At 29.4% G+C, this 16,187-nt stretch carries 14 protein-coding genes and 1 riboswitch; of the genes, 6 read left to right on the top strand and 8 right to left on the bottom strand.

Annotation, left to right across the window (positions count from 1 at the left end):
* Positions 1-18: 18 nt before the first annotated feature.
* Entirely contained in the window at positions 19-1,281 is a 1,263-nt protein-coding gene (locus CLJU_RS01455; RefSeq protein WP_013236981.1) for a magnesium transporter, read from the bottom strand.
* Positions 1,282-1,519: 238 nt separating this feature from the next.
* A riboswitch (M-box (ykoK) riboswitch) is annotated at positions 1,520-1,686 on the bottom strand.
* 288 nt (positions 1,687-1,974) lie between these two features.
* On the opposite strand from CLJU_RS01455, the gene CLJU_RS01450 reads away from it, so the two are divergent.
* A complete protein-coding gene (locus CLJU_RS01450) occupies positions 1,975-3,819 on the top strand; it encodes a YgiQ family radical SAM protein (protein ID WP_013236980.1) in 1,845 nt (614 codons plus the stop codon).
* A gap of 384 nt (positions 3,820-4,203) precedes the next feature.
* Here CLJU_RS01450 and CLJU_RS01445 read toward each other — a convergent pair whose 3' ends face one another.
* The 4 genes from CLJU_RS01445 to CLJU_RS01430 form a co-directional block, all read right to left on the bottom strand.
* Positions 4,204-4,905 carry a hypothetical protein gene (locus CLJU_RS01445; RefSeq protein WP_013236979.1) on the bottom strand — a complete coding sequence of 234 codons (702 nt, stop codon included), beginning with the start codon at positions 4,903-4,905 and terminating at the stop codon, positions 4,204-4,206.
* Positions 4,906-4,983: 78 nt separating this feature from the next.
* Positions 4,984-5,880, bottom strand: a complete 897-nt coding sequence (locus tag CLJU_RS01440) for a YegS/Rv2252/BmrU family lipid kinase (protein ID WP_013236978.1) — start codon at positions 5,878-5,880, stop codon at positions 4,984-4,986.
* 137 nt (positions 5,881-6,017) lie between these two features.
* Positions 6,018-6,446 carry a CBS domain-containing protein gene (locus CLJU_RS01435; RefSeq protein ID WP_013236977.1) on the bottom strand — a complete coding sequence of 143 codons (429 nt, stop codon included), beginning with the start codon at positions 6,444-6,446 and terminating at the stop codon, positions 6,018-6,020.
* 123 nt (positions 6,447-6,569) lie between these two features.
* Entirely contained in the window at positions 6,570-7,130 is a 561-nt protein-coding gene (locus CLJU_RS01430) for a TVP38/TMEM64 family protein (protein ID WP_013236976.1), read from the bottom strand.
* A 487-nt stretch (positions 7,131-7,617) separates the two neighbouring features.
* On the opposite strand from CLJU_RS01430, the gene pssA reads away from it, so the two are divergent.
* Positions 7,618-8,139 carry a CDP-diacylglycerol--serine O-phosphatidyltransferase gene (pssA, locus tag CLJU_RS01425; protein WP_013236975.1) on the top strand — a complete coding sequence of 174 codons (522 nt, stop codon included), beginning with the start codon at positions 7,618-7,620 and terminating at the stop codon, positions 8,137-8,139.
* 53 nt (positions 8,140-8,192) lie between these two features.
* On the opposite strand, the gene CLJU_RS01420 is transcribed toward pssA, so the two are convergent.
* Positions 8,193-8,561 (bottom strand): hypothetical protein, encoded by a 369-nt coding sequence (locus tag CLJU_RS01420; protein ID WP_013236974.1) that lies wholly within the window; start codon positions 8,559-8,561, stop codon positions 8,193-8,195.
* Positions 8,562-8,983: 422 nt separating this feature from the next.
* Here CLJU_RS01420 and CLJU_RS01415 point away from each other — a divergent pair, with 422 nt between their 5' ends.
* From CLJU_RS01415 to CLJU_RS01400, 4 genes are all read left to right on the top strand, one after another.
* Positions 8,984-10,492: a SpoIIE family protein phosphatase gene (locus CLJU_RS01415; protein ID WP_013236973.1), complete on the top strand. Its 1,509-nt coding sequence runs from the start codon at positions 8,984-8,986 to the stop codon at positions 10,490-10,492.
* Positions 10,493-10,508: 16 nt separating this feature from the next.
* Entirely contained in the window at positions 10,509-10,892 is a 384-nt protein-coding gene (locus CLJU_RS01410) for an ATP-binding protein (protein ID WP_013236972.1), read from the top strand.
* Between the two features lie 136 nt (positions 10,893-11,028).
* Positions 11,029-13,017: a methyl-accepting chemotaxis protein gene (locus CLJU_RS01405; protein ID WP_013236971.1), complete on the top strand. Its 1,989-nt coding sequence runs from the start codon at positions 11,029-11,031 to the stop codon at positions 13,015-13,017.
* Positions 13,018-13,028: 11 nt separating this feature from the next.
* A complete protein-coding gene (locus CLJU_RS01400; protein WP_013236970.1) occupies positions 13,029-13,313 on the top strand; it encodes an STAS domain-containing protein in 285 nt (94 codons plus the stop codon).
* 83 nt (positions 13,314-13,396) lie between these two features.
* On the opposite strand, the gene larB is transcribed toward CLJU_RS01400, so the two are convergent.
* Together larB and CLJU_RS01390 are read right to left on the bottom strand one after the other, a co-directional pair.
* A complete protein-coding gene (gene larB, locus CLJU_RS01395; RefSeq protein WP_013236969.1) occupies positions 13,397-14,143 on the bottom strand; it encodes a nickel pincer cofactor biosynthesis protein LarB in 747 nt (248 codons plus the stop codon).
* Positions 14,144-14,318: 175 nt separating this feature from the next.
* Positions 14,319-16,010: a nucleoside kinase gene (locus CLJU_RS01390; RefSeq protein WP_183128078.1), complete on the bottom strand. Its 1,692-nt coding sequence runs from the start codon at positions 16,008-16,010 to the stop codon at positions 14,319-14,321.
* Positions 16,011-16,187 lie beyond the last annotated feature (177 nt).

Genomic DNA, 16,187 nt, shown 5'->3' with positions numbered 1-16,187 from the left:
TGGAATTGATAGTATTTTCTATCCTACTTTTCTTAGCCTTTTTCTCCAATTTGGTATTAATATGTCTTCTACTAAGTCATTCATTATAACTATGCCACACAGCTTTTCTTCATCATCTATTACAGGTAATGAAATAAGATTATATTTTGAACACATCTCTATGGCTTCATCTATATTTTCCTTATGATTTATACTTACTACATCCTTGATCATTATCGCCTTTAATGTATCTTCAAAATCTGACAATATCAAGTCTTTCAGAGACACCACACCTTCAAGCTGCTTTTGATCATTGATAATATATATATAATGTGATACCTCATCTTCCGGATTAATTTCTTTTAAAAACTCAATAGTATCTTTAACGGTTATGTTTATATTAAAGCAGATAAAATCCTTATTCATTATACTTCCTACAGTTTCTTCCTTATATTCCATAAGTGATCTTACTTCATCTGCATCATTTTTTTCCATATTTATAAGTATTTTTTCTGCAGTATCTTTATCTACTTCATCTAAAATATCCGCTATTTCATCATTAGGCATATTGTATAATACCTCATCCCTTTTAGATTGACTCAAATTTTCCAGAATATCCAGCTGTACTTCTGGATCTATTTCCTCTAATGTATCCGCTGCTAGATCCTCATCTAAACTTTCAAAAACCTTCTTTCTGTAGTTTACATCCATATCTTCTAATATATCTGCTAAATCAGCAGGATGGAGTTTAGATAACTTTTTATATGGTACGGAAAGTTTTAAATTGTTATTTATCATTTCTAGTGATTCTACATTATCCCAAATTATAAGGCTATCTTCAGGTTTTTTATTAAATAAATCATAAAACTTTTTTATGATTTTTTCTATACCAAGCCTTCTTCCTAAAGCAAGAACTCCTGTATCTACTGCTACAACCCTATACTCTCCTGCCATTTCTGCAATTCTGAGATCATTAACTCTTACAAGTTTTTTCCCGTTTATATCCACTATCTGTCTATCTAAAAGATGTTTTGATAAAAGATAGGAATAACTTTGAAGTATTATTTCCCTTATACCTTCTCCTTTAATTATAACCTTGTCGTTATCATCATAAAAGTTTATGTTCCTACACTCACAATTAAGTATTTCTTTGCCCTTTTTTATCTTATATCCTATGGCTCTTGGCATTCCATGATCAGAAGATACATAAACGTCCCAAAGTTTCCCTACATATTCGTCAAATTCATTATAAACCTTTTTATAAAGAACCTTACTCAACAAGAAACTAGATAACTTTTTCATAAATATTCCTCCTTATATGCAGAGAAATATTTATAGAATCTACATCAACGTTTTAAAAGTTATCAATAGCATTGCCATCACCAATTAGACCTAATACTTCCCTGCACTCCTTCTATTAAATTTTCTTCTAAGATGCACCGACCTCCATAAGGTCCGTTTTCCATTTAACACACCACCTAAATTAAAAAATTTAAACATATGCAAACAACTAAAAAAAGCCCATAGGGCTCTTAAACTAAAACTTTTTTAATCGTACGAGTTTTAGCACTATATAGCTTTAGATTTTCATCCAGCTGCATTAAGTAAAACCTTACTACGGTAATACCTGTTCACCCATTGGCATCTCTCGATGTTTCGGGGCAGCAGCATATGTCTATATAGGAGCCTCACCTAACATAATTAAACATAAACATTTACTTTTATATTATAATTATATTACAAATTCACTATAATGCAACTAGTAAATATTAAATTTATTTATATTTACCTGTTATGATACTTTAATTTCATTTTGCTCATTTTAATGTAAAATATCATAATTTATCTTTGCATGTTTATATTATTTAGTGTGTGTTCTCTTTTCCTTATCACTATTCAAAATCTACATATTCCTAAATATTTATCTCATAATATAATATGTTATACTAAAAATAAGTGAAACTAAATCTGAAATATAAGAACGGAGAATGTAAATTGAATTTAAATACTAGTTTTTTACCTATATGTAAAAATGACATGAACGCAAAAAATATAAATCAGTTAGATTTTGTCCTTATAACAGGAGATGCTTACGTAGATCATCCTTCTTTCGGCTCAGCTATAATATCAAGAGTCCTGGAAAAGGAGGGTTTTAAAGTAGGAATAATAGCTCAGCCTAACTGGAAAAATGTAAATGACTTTATGAAACTTGGAAAACCTAAATTGGCTTTTTTAATAAATTCCGGAAATATAGATTCTATGGTAAATCATTATACCGCGTCAAAGAAAAAAAGGCATGATGATCTTTACTCCCCAGGAGGTAAATCTGGTTACAGACCCGACAGAGCTGTAATAGTATACTGTAACAGGGCAAGAGAAGCCTATAAGGATGTTCCAATAGTAATTGGTGGAATAGAAGCTAGTTTAAGGAGATTTGCCCACTATGATTACTGGAGTGATAATGTAAGAAGAAGTATCCTTTTAGATTCAAAAGCAGATCTACTCATATATGGTATGGGAGAAAAAACCATAGTACAAGTGGCAAACCTATTAAAATATGGAATGGGCATCCATAAAATTACAGATGTAAGAGGTACAGTGTACCCTTGTAAAGATAAATCGCTCATAAAGGATTATGTAGAAGTACCTTCTTTTGAAAAAGTAACGCAAGAAAAAAACGCTTATGCCGAAAGCTATAAACTAGAATATTACGAACAAGACGCATTAAGAGGAAAAACCTTAATACAAAAACATGGAGATCATTATATTGTTCAAAACCCACCACAGTTTCCATTAACAGAAGAGGAAATGGATATAGTATATGATTTACCCTACATGAGAACATACCACCCTATATATGAAAAATTTGGTGGAATACCTGCTATAAAAGAAGTAAGTTTCTCCATTACAAGTCATAGGGGTTGTTATGGAGGCTGCTCTTTTTGCGCTCTTACTTTTCACCAAGGTAGAACCATCCAAAATAGGAGCCAAAAGTCTATAATTGACGAGGCCAAATTATTAACTACTTTAGACGACTTTAAAGGATACATACATGATGTAGGAGGTCCTACTGCAAATTTTAGGCATAAGGCGTGCAAAATACAAGAAAAGGCTGGGGTGTGTAAAAATAGACAATGTCTCTTCCCTTCTCCCTGCAAAAACTTAATTATAGATCATAGTGAATACTTAAATCTATTGAGGAAAATAAGAAAAATTCCTGGTATAAAAAAGGTATTTATACGTTCAGGAATAAGATATGACTATTTAATAAATGATAAAAATACGGATTTTTTTGAAGACTTATGTAAATATCACATAAGTGGTCAATTAAAGGTAGCTCCAGAACATATAAGCGACAGGGTTCTAAATCAAATGGGAAAACCTAAAATGGACGTATACAATAAATTTGTAAAAAAATATTTTGAAATAAACAAAAAAATAAATAAAAAACAATATCTAGTTCCTTACCTCATGTCCAGTCACCCGGGAAGTGATTTAAATGCAGCTATAGAACTAGCTGAGTATATAAAAAGCATGGGATATACTCCTGAACAAGTTCAGGATTTTTATCCTACACCTGGTAGTTTATCTACAACTATGTACTATACAGGCATTAATCCTTTAAGTGGTGAGAAAGTATATGTACCTAAATCACAAAAAGAGAAAAATGAACAAAGAGCACTTTTACAATTTTCTGTTCCGAAAAATTACAATTTAGTAAAAGAGGCTTTAATCAAATGTGGTCGTGAAGATCTAATTGGATCTGGTCCTCATTGCTTAATACCAAAAAATCCTCCAAGAAGACGTCATCATAAAAGTAGTCATAAGAGCTCTAAGTAAGAAATGGCTTTATATTCCGGATATTTTTACAACCTTAAGTACGTTAAATATTTTGATAAGTCTAAGCAAAAAATTCCAAAAATCTAAGAACTTTTGAAAACTCATGCCTCAAACAATTCGAAAGTTCTAAAATTTTTTAAGGAATTTTTCACTAAGACTTATATACAAAATATTTAAAAGTACTTCATTATTGTAAAAATATCTTTACATATAAAAGAATTTCTTAAATTAGAACATTATATGATAACTTTCCTCCCAACGTCATGAAACATTAAAATTATAGATTTCCTGAGGTACGAGGGAAGTCATCATTATTTGAACTTTGATATTTGGACTTTAAACTTTTTACCATGTTAAATGTTGTAAAAATGTTCGGAGCATAAGTTATTTTTTACCTGAAACTTTGTTAGGGACTTTGTAATTAATCCTGTCAGCTGTTTTTTTTACTTTACTCAAAGCATATATGAAAACAACAATCCAACCTACATCTCCAAGTACATTTTCTGCTAAGACTCTAATACCCATAAGCCACGCTATGAGCTCTGATATAGTTATGCAAGCTGCCAACAATACCATGTATATACCAAGTTTATTGGCATTGGTTTTATTAACAAATCCCAAAACAAAAAATATTACTAAAGTATTAAATACCAAGTATCCCCAGTATATATATTGATTTGATAAAACAAGAGTATATCCTAAAATAAACTTGTACTCCTCTAAGTTCTGCAGTACAGCTTCGCACTTATACATCACAATAGCATATGCAGCACAAAGTACTGCAGTTATTATAAATATGTAATAAAATTTAACATTATCTTTTCTTACAAAAATATAAAGCACTGTAATAACTATAATTGGGACTGAGAGTAAATTCAAGAAAAAAGGCACTTTCAGCAAATATAAATATTTCATACTGCTGGAAAAGTACATAATAAAAATAGAAGTGTACCTTAACAACATAGCCCCTATAATAATAAAAGCTACAACTTTTATTTTATACGATAAAAATCTAATTAAAATAGCTCCTCTGAAGAGCATTATAAGCATGATAAGCAATAAAAAAACATAAACGTAGAATGCCATATATTCTCCTTCTTTATTAATAGTATTCTAATTATATTTATTAATATCGCTTATCTTATATTACTATTTTAAATAAATTTATAACTTTATCTCATCTTTTAATCCTAAAACTTCTATTCCACCTTTAATACACTCTATAACAAGTGGAAAATCCGGTCCCCTTTCACCATCTATATCAGTGACTATATCTTCATCACAATACACTTCTATTTTATTTGATTTAAAGTATATAAGTCCAGAAGTATCTTCCAAGTGATCTCCTCTTAGCATTTTTATAAATAGTGATATAATATCCTTTATCATTCCTGCTTTTATTATAATTACATCTAAAAGTCCATCTTGAATTTGAGCTTTATATGCAAACTTAAAGTTTCCTGCCATCTGTCCATTAAATATGAGCATAAGGTACATGTCCCCATCAAAAATTGCATTCTCAGACTTAACTTTTACCTTAATTTTTCTTAAATTTGGAAGTTGCTCTAATCCTTTAACATAATATGCTAACTTTCCCATAGTATTTTTTAAATTTACATCTGTTTTTTGAGATACATCCGTAAACAGTCCCGTACTAGCAACATTTATGAAATATTTGTCATTTACCTTTCCTAAATCTAATTTTTTAGGAACACTGTTTACTATCTGTTGGCAGGCCTTTTTAATATTTTGCGGCATTCCTATAAATTTAGCAAAATCATTGGCAGTTCCTACCGGAAGTATGGCTATAGGCATATCTATATTTAACCTTTTCATACAGTTTACAACATTGTCTACTGTTCCATCCCCTCCAGCTATCAGTATGTATTTGTAAGTTTCATCTATATCTTCAAATGCCTTTTTTATGTCAAATTCAAAACTTATTCTAAAAGGAACTATTTCATAACCATATTTTTGATGTATCATAATAACTTTATCTATATTTGATATTATTGTATTTTCTCCTGAATATGGATTATAAATAAATTTCACTTTATTCATGTTAAACTCCTCTAATTATATAAATTACAAACCTAGATTCTTTATTTAAATATGTCACCTGATATTATATCACCTAAAGTAATAAATCCACAAGATTACTTGTAAATCTTGTGGATTTATTTACAAATTATTAAATTCTAAAATGCTGAGTAGTTATTTTCCGATATACTACTCAAAGCATCTCCTGCCTGAGTATTTGATTTAGGATTTACTGCTAAATCTCCTAAAGATACCATTCCAACTACATTTTTATTTTCAACAATAGGTAATCTTCTTATTTGCTTATCACTCATTATTCTGGATGCATCTTCCAAATTCATATCAGGTGATCCAGTTACAGGATTTGCCGACATAATATCTCTTACAAATTTGGATTCAGTACCTCCACTCTGGGATGCTGATCTTATAGCTATATCCCTATCTGTCACAATTCCTATAACTTTTCCATTTTTACAAACTGGAACAGCTCCTATATTATTTTGCTGCATAATTTGTGCTGCTTTTTCCACAGTATCGTCATCATTTAAACTTATTACAGATTTAGTCATTATATCTTTAACTTTCATTTCAAACACCCCTTTAGTCATTTTCAAAGAAATATCTACTAGTCAGTATGCTAGCCTATTTTCTTTCAAATGCCTTAAATTTAATTTCATATTTATTATGTCCTAATCTAAAGATTATGTTACTTATAAATTATTGGTATCTTTAGACTTTTTTTTATGCATGTATATAGAAATACATGCTATAATAAATAAAACTATTATGGGCAATATGAACTTAAATGAAAACGGCTTTGTCAAATTTCCTCCTATTAAGGAATAAGTCACCATTTCAGGTAAAATTCCTACTAAAGTTCCAAAAATAAAATCTCTATATTTAATTTTTGTAAGTCCTGCAGCATAACTAAGTGGATCATAGGGGAATACAAAACTTAATCTCATTGCAGTCATAATCCTAAATCCATACTTTTCTATATTGTCATTTAATGTTAAAGCCTTCCCTTTAAGAATCTTATTTACAAAAGATCTACCTAAAAATCTAGATAAAAAGAAAGCTAGTGTAGCTGATCCAAAGCAGCCAATCATACTGAGCAAAAGAGCTATATATGAATTAAATATGCTCCCCGCAATTATTGACATAAGAGATGCAGGCAATATAATCACTACAGGTCTTATAGTATAAATTAAAATAAAAATAATATCTGAAAATTTCCCATAGCTTTGTATATAGCTTCTGATACTATCCATACTTATCCTATATAAATTTCCTTTATATTTGTATAGAATAAATATGATAGTAAAAACCAAAAAAAATACTATCAAACACTTAAAAATACTTTCTTTACTATTTCTCATAAATCCACAACTATCCTTTTTTTAATTTTAAAATACAAATTAAATTACTAAATATATAATAAAATAAAGAGTAAATTCTGTATATAGTTTTTAGTATTATAACTTATACATGTAATATTTACATATTTTTGATAAATATTCAATAGAAAATATATGACCTATTTATTACATTAAAGGCTTTTCCAAAATGATTTTAGTTGTGAATTGAAGTTTCTTGTATGTTTTTAACAAAAAATTTACAATTTTGTCATAGAAAAGACACAGACTATGTACTTAACTATTTTCATAAAATGAGGTATAATTAACTTACGCAATTATATACTTTTTAATAAGTTGAGGGAATATAATTTAATTTTGTTATTTTTAAGGAGTGGTCACAGTGGCTAAAATAGCTAGAAGTTCAGTGCCTAATGCGTTTACGTTTGCTAATCTTAGTTGTGGTGTAATGTCTCTAATGATGTCCTTTCAGGAAAATTATTTATGGGCTGGTATATTTATACTACTTGCATGTTTAGCTGATAGATATGATGGAAGAGTTGCTAGGTTTTTAAAAGTGTCCAGTGAATTAGGTAAACAACTGGATTCTCTTGCAGATTTAGTTTCTTTTGGAGTTGCCCCATCAGTTCTTACATTTAATATATATAATTTTTCTACTTTTGGATTATTAGGTTATATGTTAGTATTATTGTTACCAATATGTGGAGCATATAGACTGGCAAGATTTAATATTACTGATTTTGATGGACAATTTTTTGGTATTCCAATAACTTTTGCAGGTATGTTTATGGCTTTATATTGTTTAATTACATTTAGACATCCTGTTCCTGCAGAACTTACCATTTTACTTATCGTAATACTTTCTTACCTTATGATTTGTAAATATAGGTTTAAGAAGTTCTAATTTTAGTAAATAACTACATTTTATAAAAGAGATTAAGTAAAAATGTATTTTACTTAATCTCCTTTTGTATCATCATCCTCATCCATATCGTCTAAATTATTTAGAAACAATTCTTCATCTATTTCTGTTTCCACGTATTTAATTTGCATTTTTGCTTTTATAACTTCAGTAGTAATTTTACAGTATTCTGAGTATACTTCAGTAGAATCTTTTAATGTATCCACAACTTTATCAATTACATTTCCAAGCTTATATACTCTCTTTAAGGAATCTTTAACTTCACCTTTATGCACTCCTGCTATAGAATTTAATTCTCCAGCTCCACCTATTAGTAGTCTATAGGAATTAGTTAATTTAGATAATAGCTCTGCTAAATTATTTACATCACAATAATAATCTTCAATTATTTTTCTATGGGACAATATTTATCACCCTGCCTCAAATTTAAGATTTTCGCAACATGGTGAAGAAAAACCTCATTCATTTTGGTCTTTAACTATTAACTCAACCTTCGCAGTTTAAAAATAATTGGATCTATATCAAATCCAACCTCCACTTAGAAAGCCTATAGTATACTATATTATTATTTAATAAAATTAATGCACTAATTATAAAAATTTATAATTAGTGCATTAATTTTACTCTTACATATATAAATTTAATGGTATTGAATTTAATGTAAACATATTCATTTAATTCTTATTAGTGAAATTAAATACAATATGGCTTTAAAAAAACATATAATTATTGTATCATTAGAGTATATTATTTATATTGGTAGTATTCAGTACCATAATTTTGAAAAATTATTTTTATTATTTAGTGTGTACAGAGGTGGTATACTTTGAACTATAAATCAGGAGAAAGTGAACTTTATCACAAAGAAACACTTTACCTAGATAGTTTAAAATGCTTTACTAAACATAAAGCAAATAAAGGAAATTATAACTTATGGATTCTAGAAGGAGTCTTAAAAGGTATTACTGATATTATAAAGGTATTTGACTCCAATGGTAGGATTCTATTTTTTAATGAAGCTGGGTGTAAGTTTTATAAAAAAACTAAAGATGAAGTTAAAGGTAAAAAGTGTTTTGAAATTTTAAATATGAAAGAAAACTGCAAAAACTGCGGTGTAGAAGAAGCCCTTAGAACTAAAAAACTAATAAGAATAGAAAAATATTTTCCAGAGCATAACAAATTTATGGATTGCACTTATAATCCTGTTATGGACAATTTGGGAAAAGTGGCATTTGTTGTAGAACAGCAAAAAGATATTACCAAGAAAAAAATATTAGCAAATACAATTAGAGAAAGTGAAGAAAGATACCGCAAAATTATTAATCTTTCACCAGAAGCAATCATTATAACAGTAGATAGTAAAATTGTACTGGCGAATCACAAGGCCTGTAATTTAGTAGGTACAGACTATGATAAAATCATTGGAGAAAATATTTATAAATATATATCAAAGGAATTTATAAAAATCGCCCATAAAAGAGCGAAACAGATATTAGAAGGTAAAAAATCTAAATCCATATATGACTATAAAATTATTCGCTATAGTAATACCCTAATAGATGTAGAAATATCAGCAAGTTATTTAATGTATAAAGGCAGTCCTGCGATTCAAGCAATAATTAGAAATATTTCTGATATGAAAAGGAGACTAAACGAAGCCTCTAAGCTTCAAAGAAAATACATCGAAGACACATCTCCTATACCTGAAAAACTTAAATTAGAAAGCCTGTACATGCCTGCTAAAACAGTAAGTGGAGACTTTTTTAGGCTGTACAAAGTAAATGAAGATTTAGTTCTTGGAATAATTGGAGATGTTAGTGGCAAAGGAATTACAGCAGCTCTTAATGTACTAGCATTTTTTGTTTTATTTCGTGAAGCAATTTTAATAAGCCGTGATCCACTTGAAATAGTTAAAATTTTAAATAAAAAAATTGCTGACTATTTAAGTGATAACCACTGCATCGCTGCTTGCTGTTTTAGTTTAGATTTTAAGAAAAATGAAGCAAGAGTAGCAGGTGCTGGGATAAGCCAGTTTATGTTTCAAAAAAGCAACTGTAATCCACAAGAATTCATAGTTAGGGGTCCTTTTCTAGGTATGTTTCAAAATGCAGTATTTGATGAAAATGTGATTTTCTTTAAAGAAGGTGATAGATTTTATTTTCCTACGGATGGGTTGGACTTCATATTTAATGATAATGAAATTAGAAAAAATTATCTTAAATCACACACATTAACTGAATTTATAACTTACTTGAAAGCTAAATTAAATAACATAATCAATGAAACCGGAGCATTAAAAGATGACAGCACAATAATAGCTTTGGAAATAAAATGATTTTGGAGGATTAGATATGAAAAGTAATGAATTTATTCTATATGGTTTGTCCAAGCACAAACAGATTATCGATAAAATCACTGCTGAGTTAAATGCTTCAAAGTATAATTTTGATATTAAGCTAATACTTACAGAAGCTTTAACCAATGCCTTTAAGCATGGTAACAATATGAGCATGGACAAACCTATTTATTTAAAATATGTATATGATGATTCAAATGTTCAATTTGAAATTAAGGATTGTGGTACTGGATTTAAAGATACAATAATTAACAAACAATTAGATAATGAAAATATACTAGAAGATGAAGGAAGAGGATTATTTCTCATTAAAAATCTTTCAGATCATATAGAATTAAAACAAAATACCCTAATTATAGAAAAATCCTTGGCTAGCTAGGAAATAACAATAATATTTATCATTAATAATTATTTGAAAAAACTTATCCAAGTACAAAATTTACTTATCTCCCATTTTTACCGAAGATGGGAGTTTTGGCGACTAAACAAGAGTATAAAAGTTTGGAGGTATTTTAATGAAAAAAAGTTTAAAAAATAAATTAAGTTTAATGTTCTTTGTATTTATAACTGTTCCTCTTATTATTTTAGGAACTTTCTCTTATATTAGGACTTCTAGTTTATTGCAAAATACAGTTAAAAACCAATTAGAAAGTACTTCAAGTCAAACAGTACAATCTATAAATGAAAAAATAGATTCAGTAGACGAGTATATTAAAATTTTAAGTTCTGATGAGCGTATGGCAAAAATTGCTTCAGGCGATACTACTTACAATAATGAAGTCTATACTTATCTACAAAAAATACAAAAAGAAAACAGTAGTGTAATAGAAAGTCTAGTTATCACAAATGCATCAGCTAAAGGAATTATTAGTAACTCAAGTGAAAATTATAACGTTGACTATAGTGACAGGGACTATGTCAAAGACGCCTTAGAAGGCTCTAAAAACACTAATAAAAAAACTGTTTTAATATCAAAAGTTACAGGTAAACCTGTAATAGGAATTGCACATCCTTTAAAAATTGACAATAAAATTGTAGGTACATTAATCGGAATAATACCTTTTAAAGGAGTATCTAACGTCAAATTAGGTAACTTTGGATATGCATATATGATTAATAAAGATGGACTTATTATCTCCCATCCTAAAACAGATAAGATATTTAAAGAGAATATTTTAAATAGCACTAACAACCAATTAAAATCTTTGATAAATGAAGCTAAATCAAGTGGAACTTCCGAAGGATACTATAGCTATAATGGATCACGTAAGTTTGGAAAATTTGTTTCCAATAATAATTGGATTATAGCAGTAGAAGCTGACTATAGTACATATATGTCTCCTGCTGCAAGTATTAGAAACTTTACAATTATAATAGCTATATTGGCTTTACTTATTACAATATTTTTATCCTATAGATTTTCTATGAGAGATATAATAAACCCAATTAAACAATTGGAAAGTTTAATGACCAAAGCTGGTGAGGGTAACTTAACTGTAAGAGCTAAAATAAATACAGAAGACGAATTACAGACATTAGGTGAATACTTTAATAAAATGATTGAACATCAGCATAATACAATACATAATGTCAGAGATGCATCAGAAAATTTGGCTGCTTCTTCAGAAGAACTAGCCTCTTCTAATGAGGAAATAAGTTCTACAACAGAACAAATGACTGGCACTATAGAAAAAGTTGCACAAGATGCTGAAACTCAGAATAGCTCTATTGTAGAAGTATCAGAAGTTTTGGTCCAACTGTCAAGCTTGGTTCAAATATCCCAGAATAGGGCACTCACAGCTAAAAAGAATTCCAAACATACTATGGACACTGCAGAAGAAGGAAGAAATAAAATTGAAAATACAGTTGATGCTATTGAAAATATCCGTAAATCATCAACTGCAACAGAAACTACTTTAAAAGTCCTGCAGGAGCTTTCCAAAAAAGTAAGCGGAATTATTGATACCATAAACAGTATTTCATCTCAAACTAACTTATTAGCACTAAATGCAGCTATTGAAGCAGCAAGAGCGGGAGAACACGGAAAGGGCTTTACCGTGGTGGCAGAAGAAGTTCGTAAACTTTCAGAAGAAACTAACACTGGCGCAAATGAAATATCTTCATTGGTAAGTAAAATGGTAAATGAAATAACCAAAGCTGTAAAAAACATGAATTCCAGCAAAGACGCGGTTGAATCTGGTGTAGTAATAGCAAAAGATGCCGATAAATCTTTTGTAAGTATCATAGACGCCGTAAATCAAATATCAAACAACGTAAATGAAATAGTAGATGTTACAAAAGATGAAGTTGCTACTTCTGACAAAATAGTAAATCTTATTAATACAGTTGCCACTATTACTGAAAACACTGCAGCTAGCAGCGAAGAAGTTGCCGCATCTGCCGAAGAACAAAATTCAGCAATTGAAAATGTGGCAGCTAGTGCTGAGGAGTCTAGTGCATTAGCCGTATCCTTAAACAATCTTGTGGAAAAATTTACAATTTGAGGTGATTTAAAATGAAGGATTTAAATATTGAAATACCAGAAAACTTTGCTGTTGACGAAGCAGATGATCTTAGACAAAAACTTAATTCTCTAATAGATAAAGGCGAAAAAAATTTTTCATTGGATTTTAGTAAGTGTACCTTTATTGATAGTACTGGACTTGGAGTTTTAGTCTCAATTTATAAAAAGTGTAAGAACATAAACGGAAGCTTTAAACTTTATTCAGTTAGAAATGCAGATGTTATGAAAATTTTTAATATGACACGATTAGATAAGGTATTTGAAATAAATAGTTAACTAAAAAGGGTATGTTATACTAGTTCATTCTTAGTACAACATACCCTTTTTAACTTACATCCACAAAATATAACAAGACAATCCTAAAGCTTGTTTATAATACTAGCTATATACCCTGCCCCAAATCCATTATTAATATTTACTACACTTACTCCACTGGCACAACTGTTAAGCATTGAAAGAAGAGCAGCTATTCCTCCAAAACTTGCTCCATATCCTACACTTGTAGGTACTGCAATAACAGGTTTATCAACAAGACCTCCTATGACGCTAGCAAGTGCACCTTCCATACCTGCAATTACTATGATTACTTTAGCTTTTCTTATAATATCTAATTTATTAAACATCCTGTGTATTCCCGCTACACCTACATCAAAAATCTTTTCTACTTTATTTCCAAAAATATTAACAGTTTCAAAAGCCTCTTCTGCTACAGGTATATCTGATGTTCCTGCTGTAACTATAGCTATATATGATTCTGTCTTCTCTTTAGAGTTTTTTACTATAGTTATAGTTCTCCCTAATTCATTATACTTTGCATAAGGACAAATTTCTTTTACAGCTTTATACATTTCTTTGCTAGCCCTAGTTCCCAATATATTATTATCCTTGGTAAGCATAAACTCAACAATTCCCTTTACCTGATCTACAGTTTTACCTTCACAATATATTACTTCAGGGTAGCCAACCCGTATCTCCCTATGGTTGTCTACCATAGCATATCCTAAATCTTTAAACGGAAGATCCTTTAGTTTTTCAATTCCTTCTTCAACCCCTATTTTGTTGTCTTTAATATTTTTTAACAAATTTCTAAGTTCTGATTCATCCATTTTTTCACCTCATAAAGTAAAGTTATTTATCCGATCGCTACCATTGTTAACACCCCATTTTCTATCGAAGTGGGGCATAAGTACTGCTACGCGCCTGGATAACGATTTCTAAGCATCAGATTGAGTCAAAAAACTCAACCTGATGCCAAGAACTCTGTTTATGCCACAACAATTATCAACTATAGAAACAACTTCCCCCTATAAATTCTCTCAAAATGGAGTTATCAGGGACAAAATTAACATCCACTGATTTAAAGAAATGGAGGAAACTTTTAAGCCTCAATGCTTCATAATATACAGGACTAGAGTTATTTATATCGTCCAATTCTTTAAGTGCATAATCCTTTAGCACACATAGCTCGTACACTAACGTAGAATTAAACATAACATCTGCATTTTCCTGAAATACAAATATATTTTTTTCTTCCCCATTTTTTATAGAAGGCCACATCTTTAAAGTATCTTCCGCACTATAGCCTCTAAAAAGAGAATCTCTAACTATTCTCCTTATAATTCTAACATCAGTAGTAGCTATTCTATTGTGATTATCCAAGTTTAATTGAGTAAGAGCACTTATATATATTTTAAATTTATTTTCTTTTGAAATAGCAGAAGTAAGAAGTTCGTTCAATCCATGTATTCCTTCAATTACAATTACCCCTTTTTCTGGCAGTCTCAACTTATTACCAACCCATTTTCTACATCCTGTTTTAAAATCAAAGGTAGGTACTTCAATTTCTTCTCCCCTCATAAGTGCTTCTAGATCATCATTAAAAAGTTTTAAATCAAGGGCATATATAGATTCAAAATCATAATTTCCATTTTCATCTTTGGGAGTATGATCCCTATCCACAAAGTAATCATCCAGTGAAATTGGAACCGGTATTATTCCATTGACTCTTAACTGTATTGAAAGTCTTTTTGAAAAAGTAGTTTTTCCAGAAGAACTTGGTCCAGCAATCAACACAACTTTTACATTTTTTCTTTCGCTTATCATATCAGATATATAGGCAATTTTCTTTTCATGAAGTGCCTCAGCTACCCTTATCATGTATGCAATTTCTTTATTTTCAACTTTATGATTTAAGGATCCTACATCTCCTACTTCAAGTATATTTCCCCATTTTTCAGTTTCATAAAATATCTTACTTAATTTTTTATATTCTACAAATTTAGGCAAATTATAAGGATCAGATTCCACAGGATACCTTAATATAAATCCTGGCTCATAATACATTAAATCAAACACCTTCAATACTCCCGTAGAAAATGCCATAGAGCCATAAAAATAGTCGTATCTACCATCTAATTCATATAATTTTACTTCATCTGTATTTACATAATTTAAAAGTCTTACTTTGTCTTCCATGCCATAGTTTCTAAAAATTTCTATTGCACGTTCCTTAGTCATCCCTACTTTTTTTATAGGTATATCCTGTTTTATTATCTCTTTCATTTTCTTTTTTATCTTTTTTATATCCTCTTCACAAAGGGGAGTATCTTTATGAATTTCCCCAAATATACCTTTACTTAAAGAATGCTCTATAGTAACTTTTGCCCCTTTAAATAAATCATATACAGATTTAATAAGAACAAATTGAAGTGTTCTTGCATAGGTTTTGTTTCCTAACTTGTCCCTTATATCTACTATCTTAAAAGTCCCAGATTTCTCTAATAAATTAGTAAGTTCAAAATATTCTTCATTGACTTTTGCAAGTACCACAGGTATATCTTGTACAGGATAATTGTCCCTAAATATTTTATACAAACTAGTTCCCTTTTTAACTAATATATCTTTCTGACCAACTTTAAGATTTAATATATCTTTTCTGTCTTTCTCTTGTGCTTCACAAATATCTTTGTACATCAATTTAGTACTTACCTTCCCCATATAATTCATCCCCTTTGACTTAAATATCTTACTAAATTAAGTGCTACTATCATTATACTTCATATTTATTCTAAAATGTTCTCGTTTTTACTTATATTTTTTTGTATTAATGTAAATATATAAATAGATATATATTTTCAATATATAATTTGG

This window comes from Clostridium ljungdahlii DSM 13528, from assembly GCF_000143685.1.
GTDB lineage: Bacteria > Bacillota > Clostridia > Clostridiales > Clostridiaceae > Clostridium_B > Clostridium_B ljungdahlii.
This window is presented reverse-complemented; position numbering and strand designations above follow the sequence as displayed.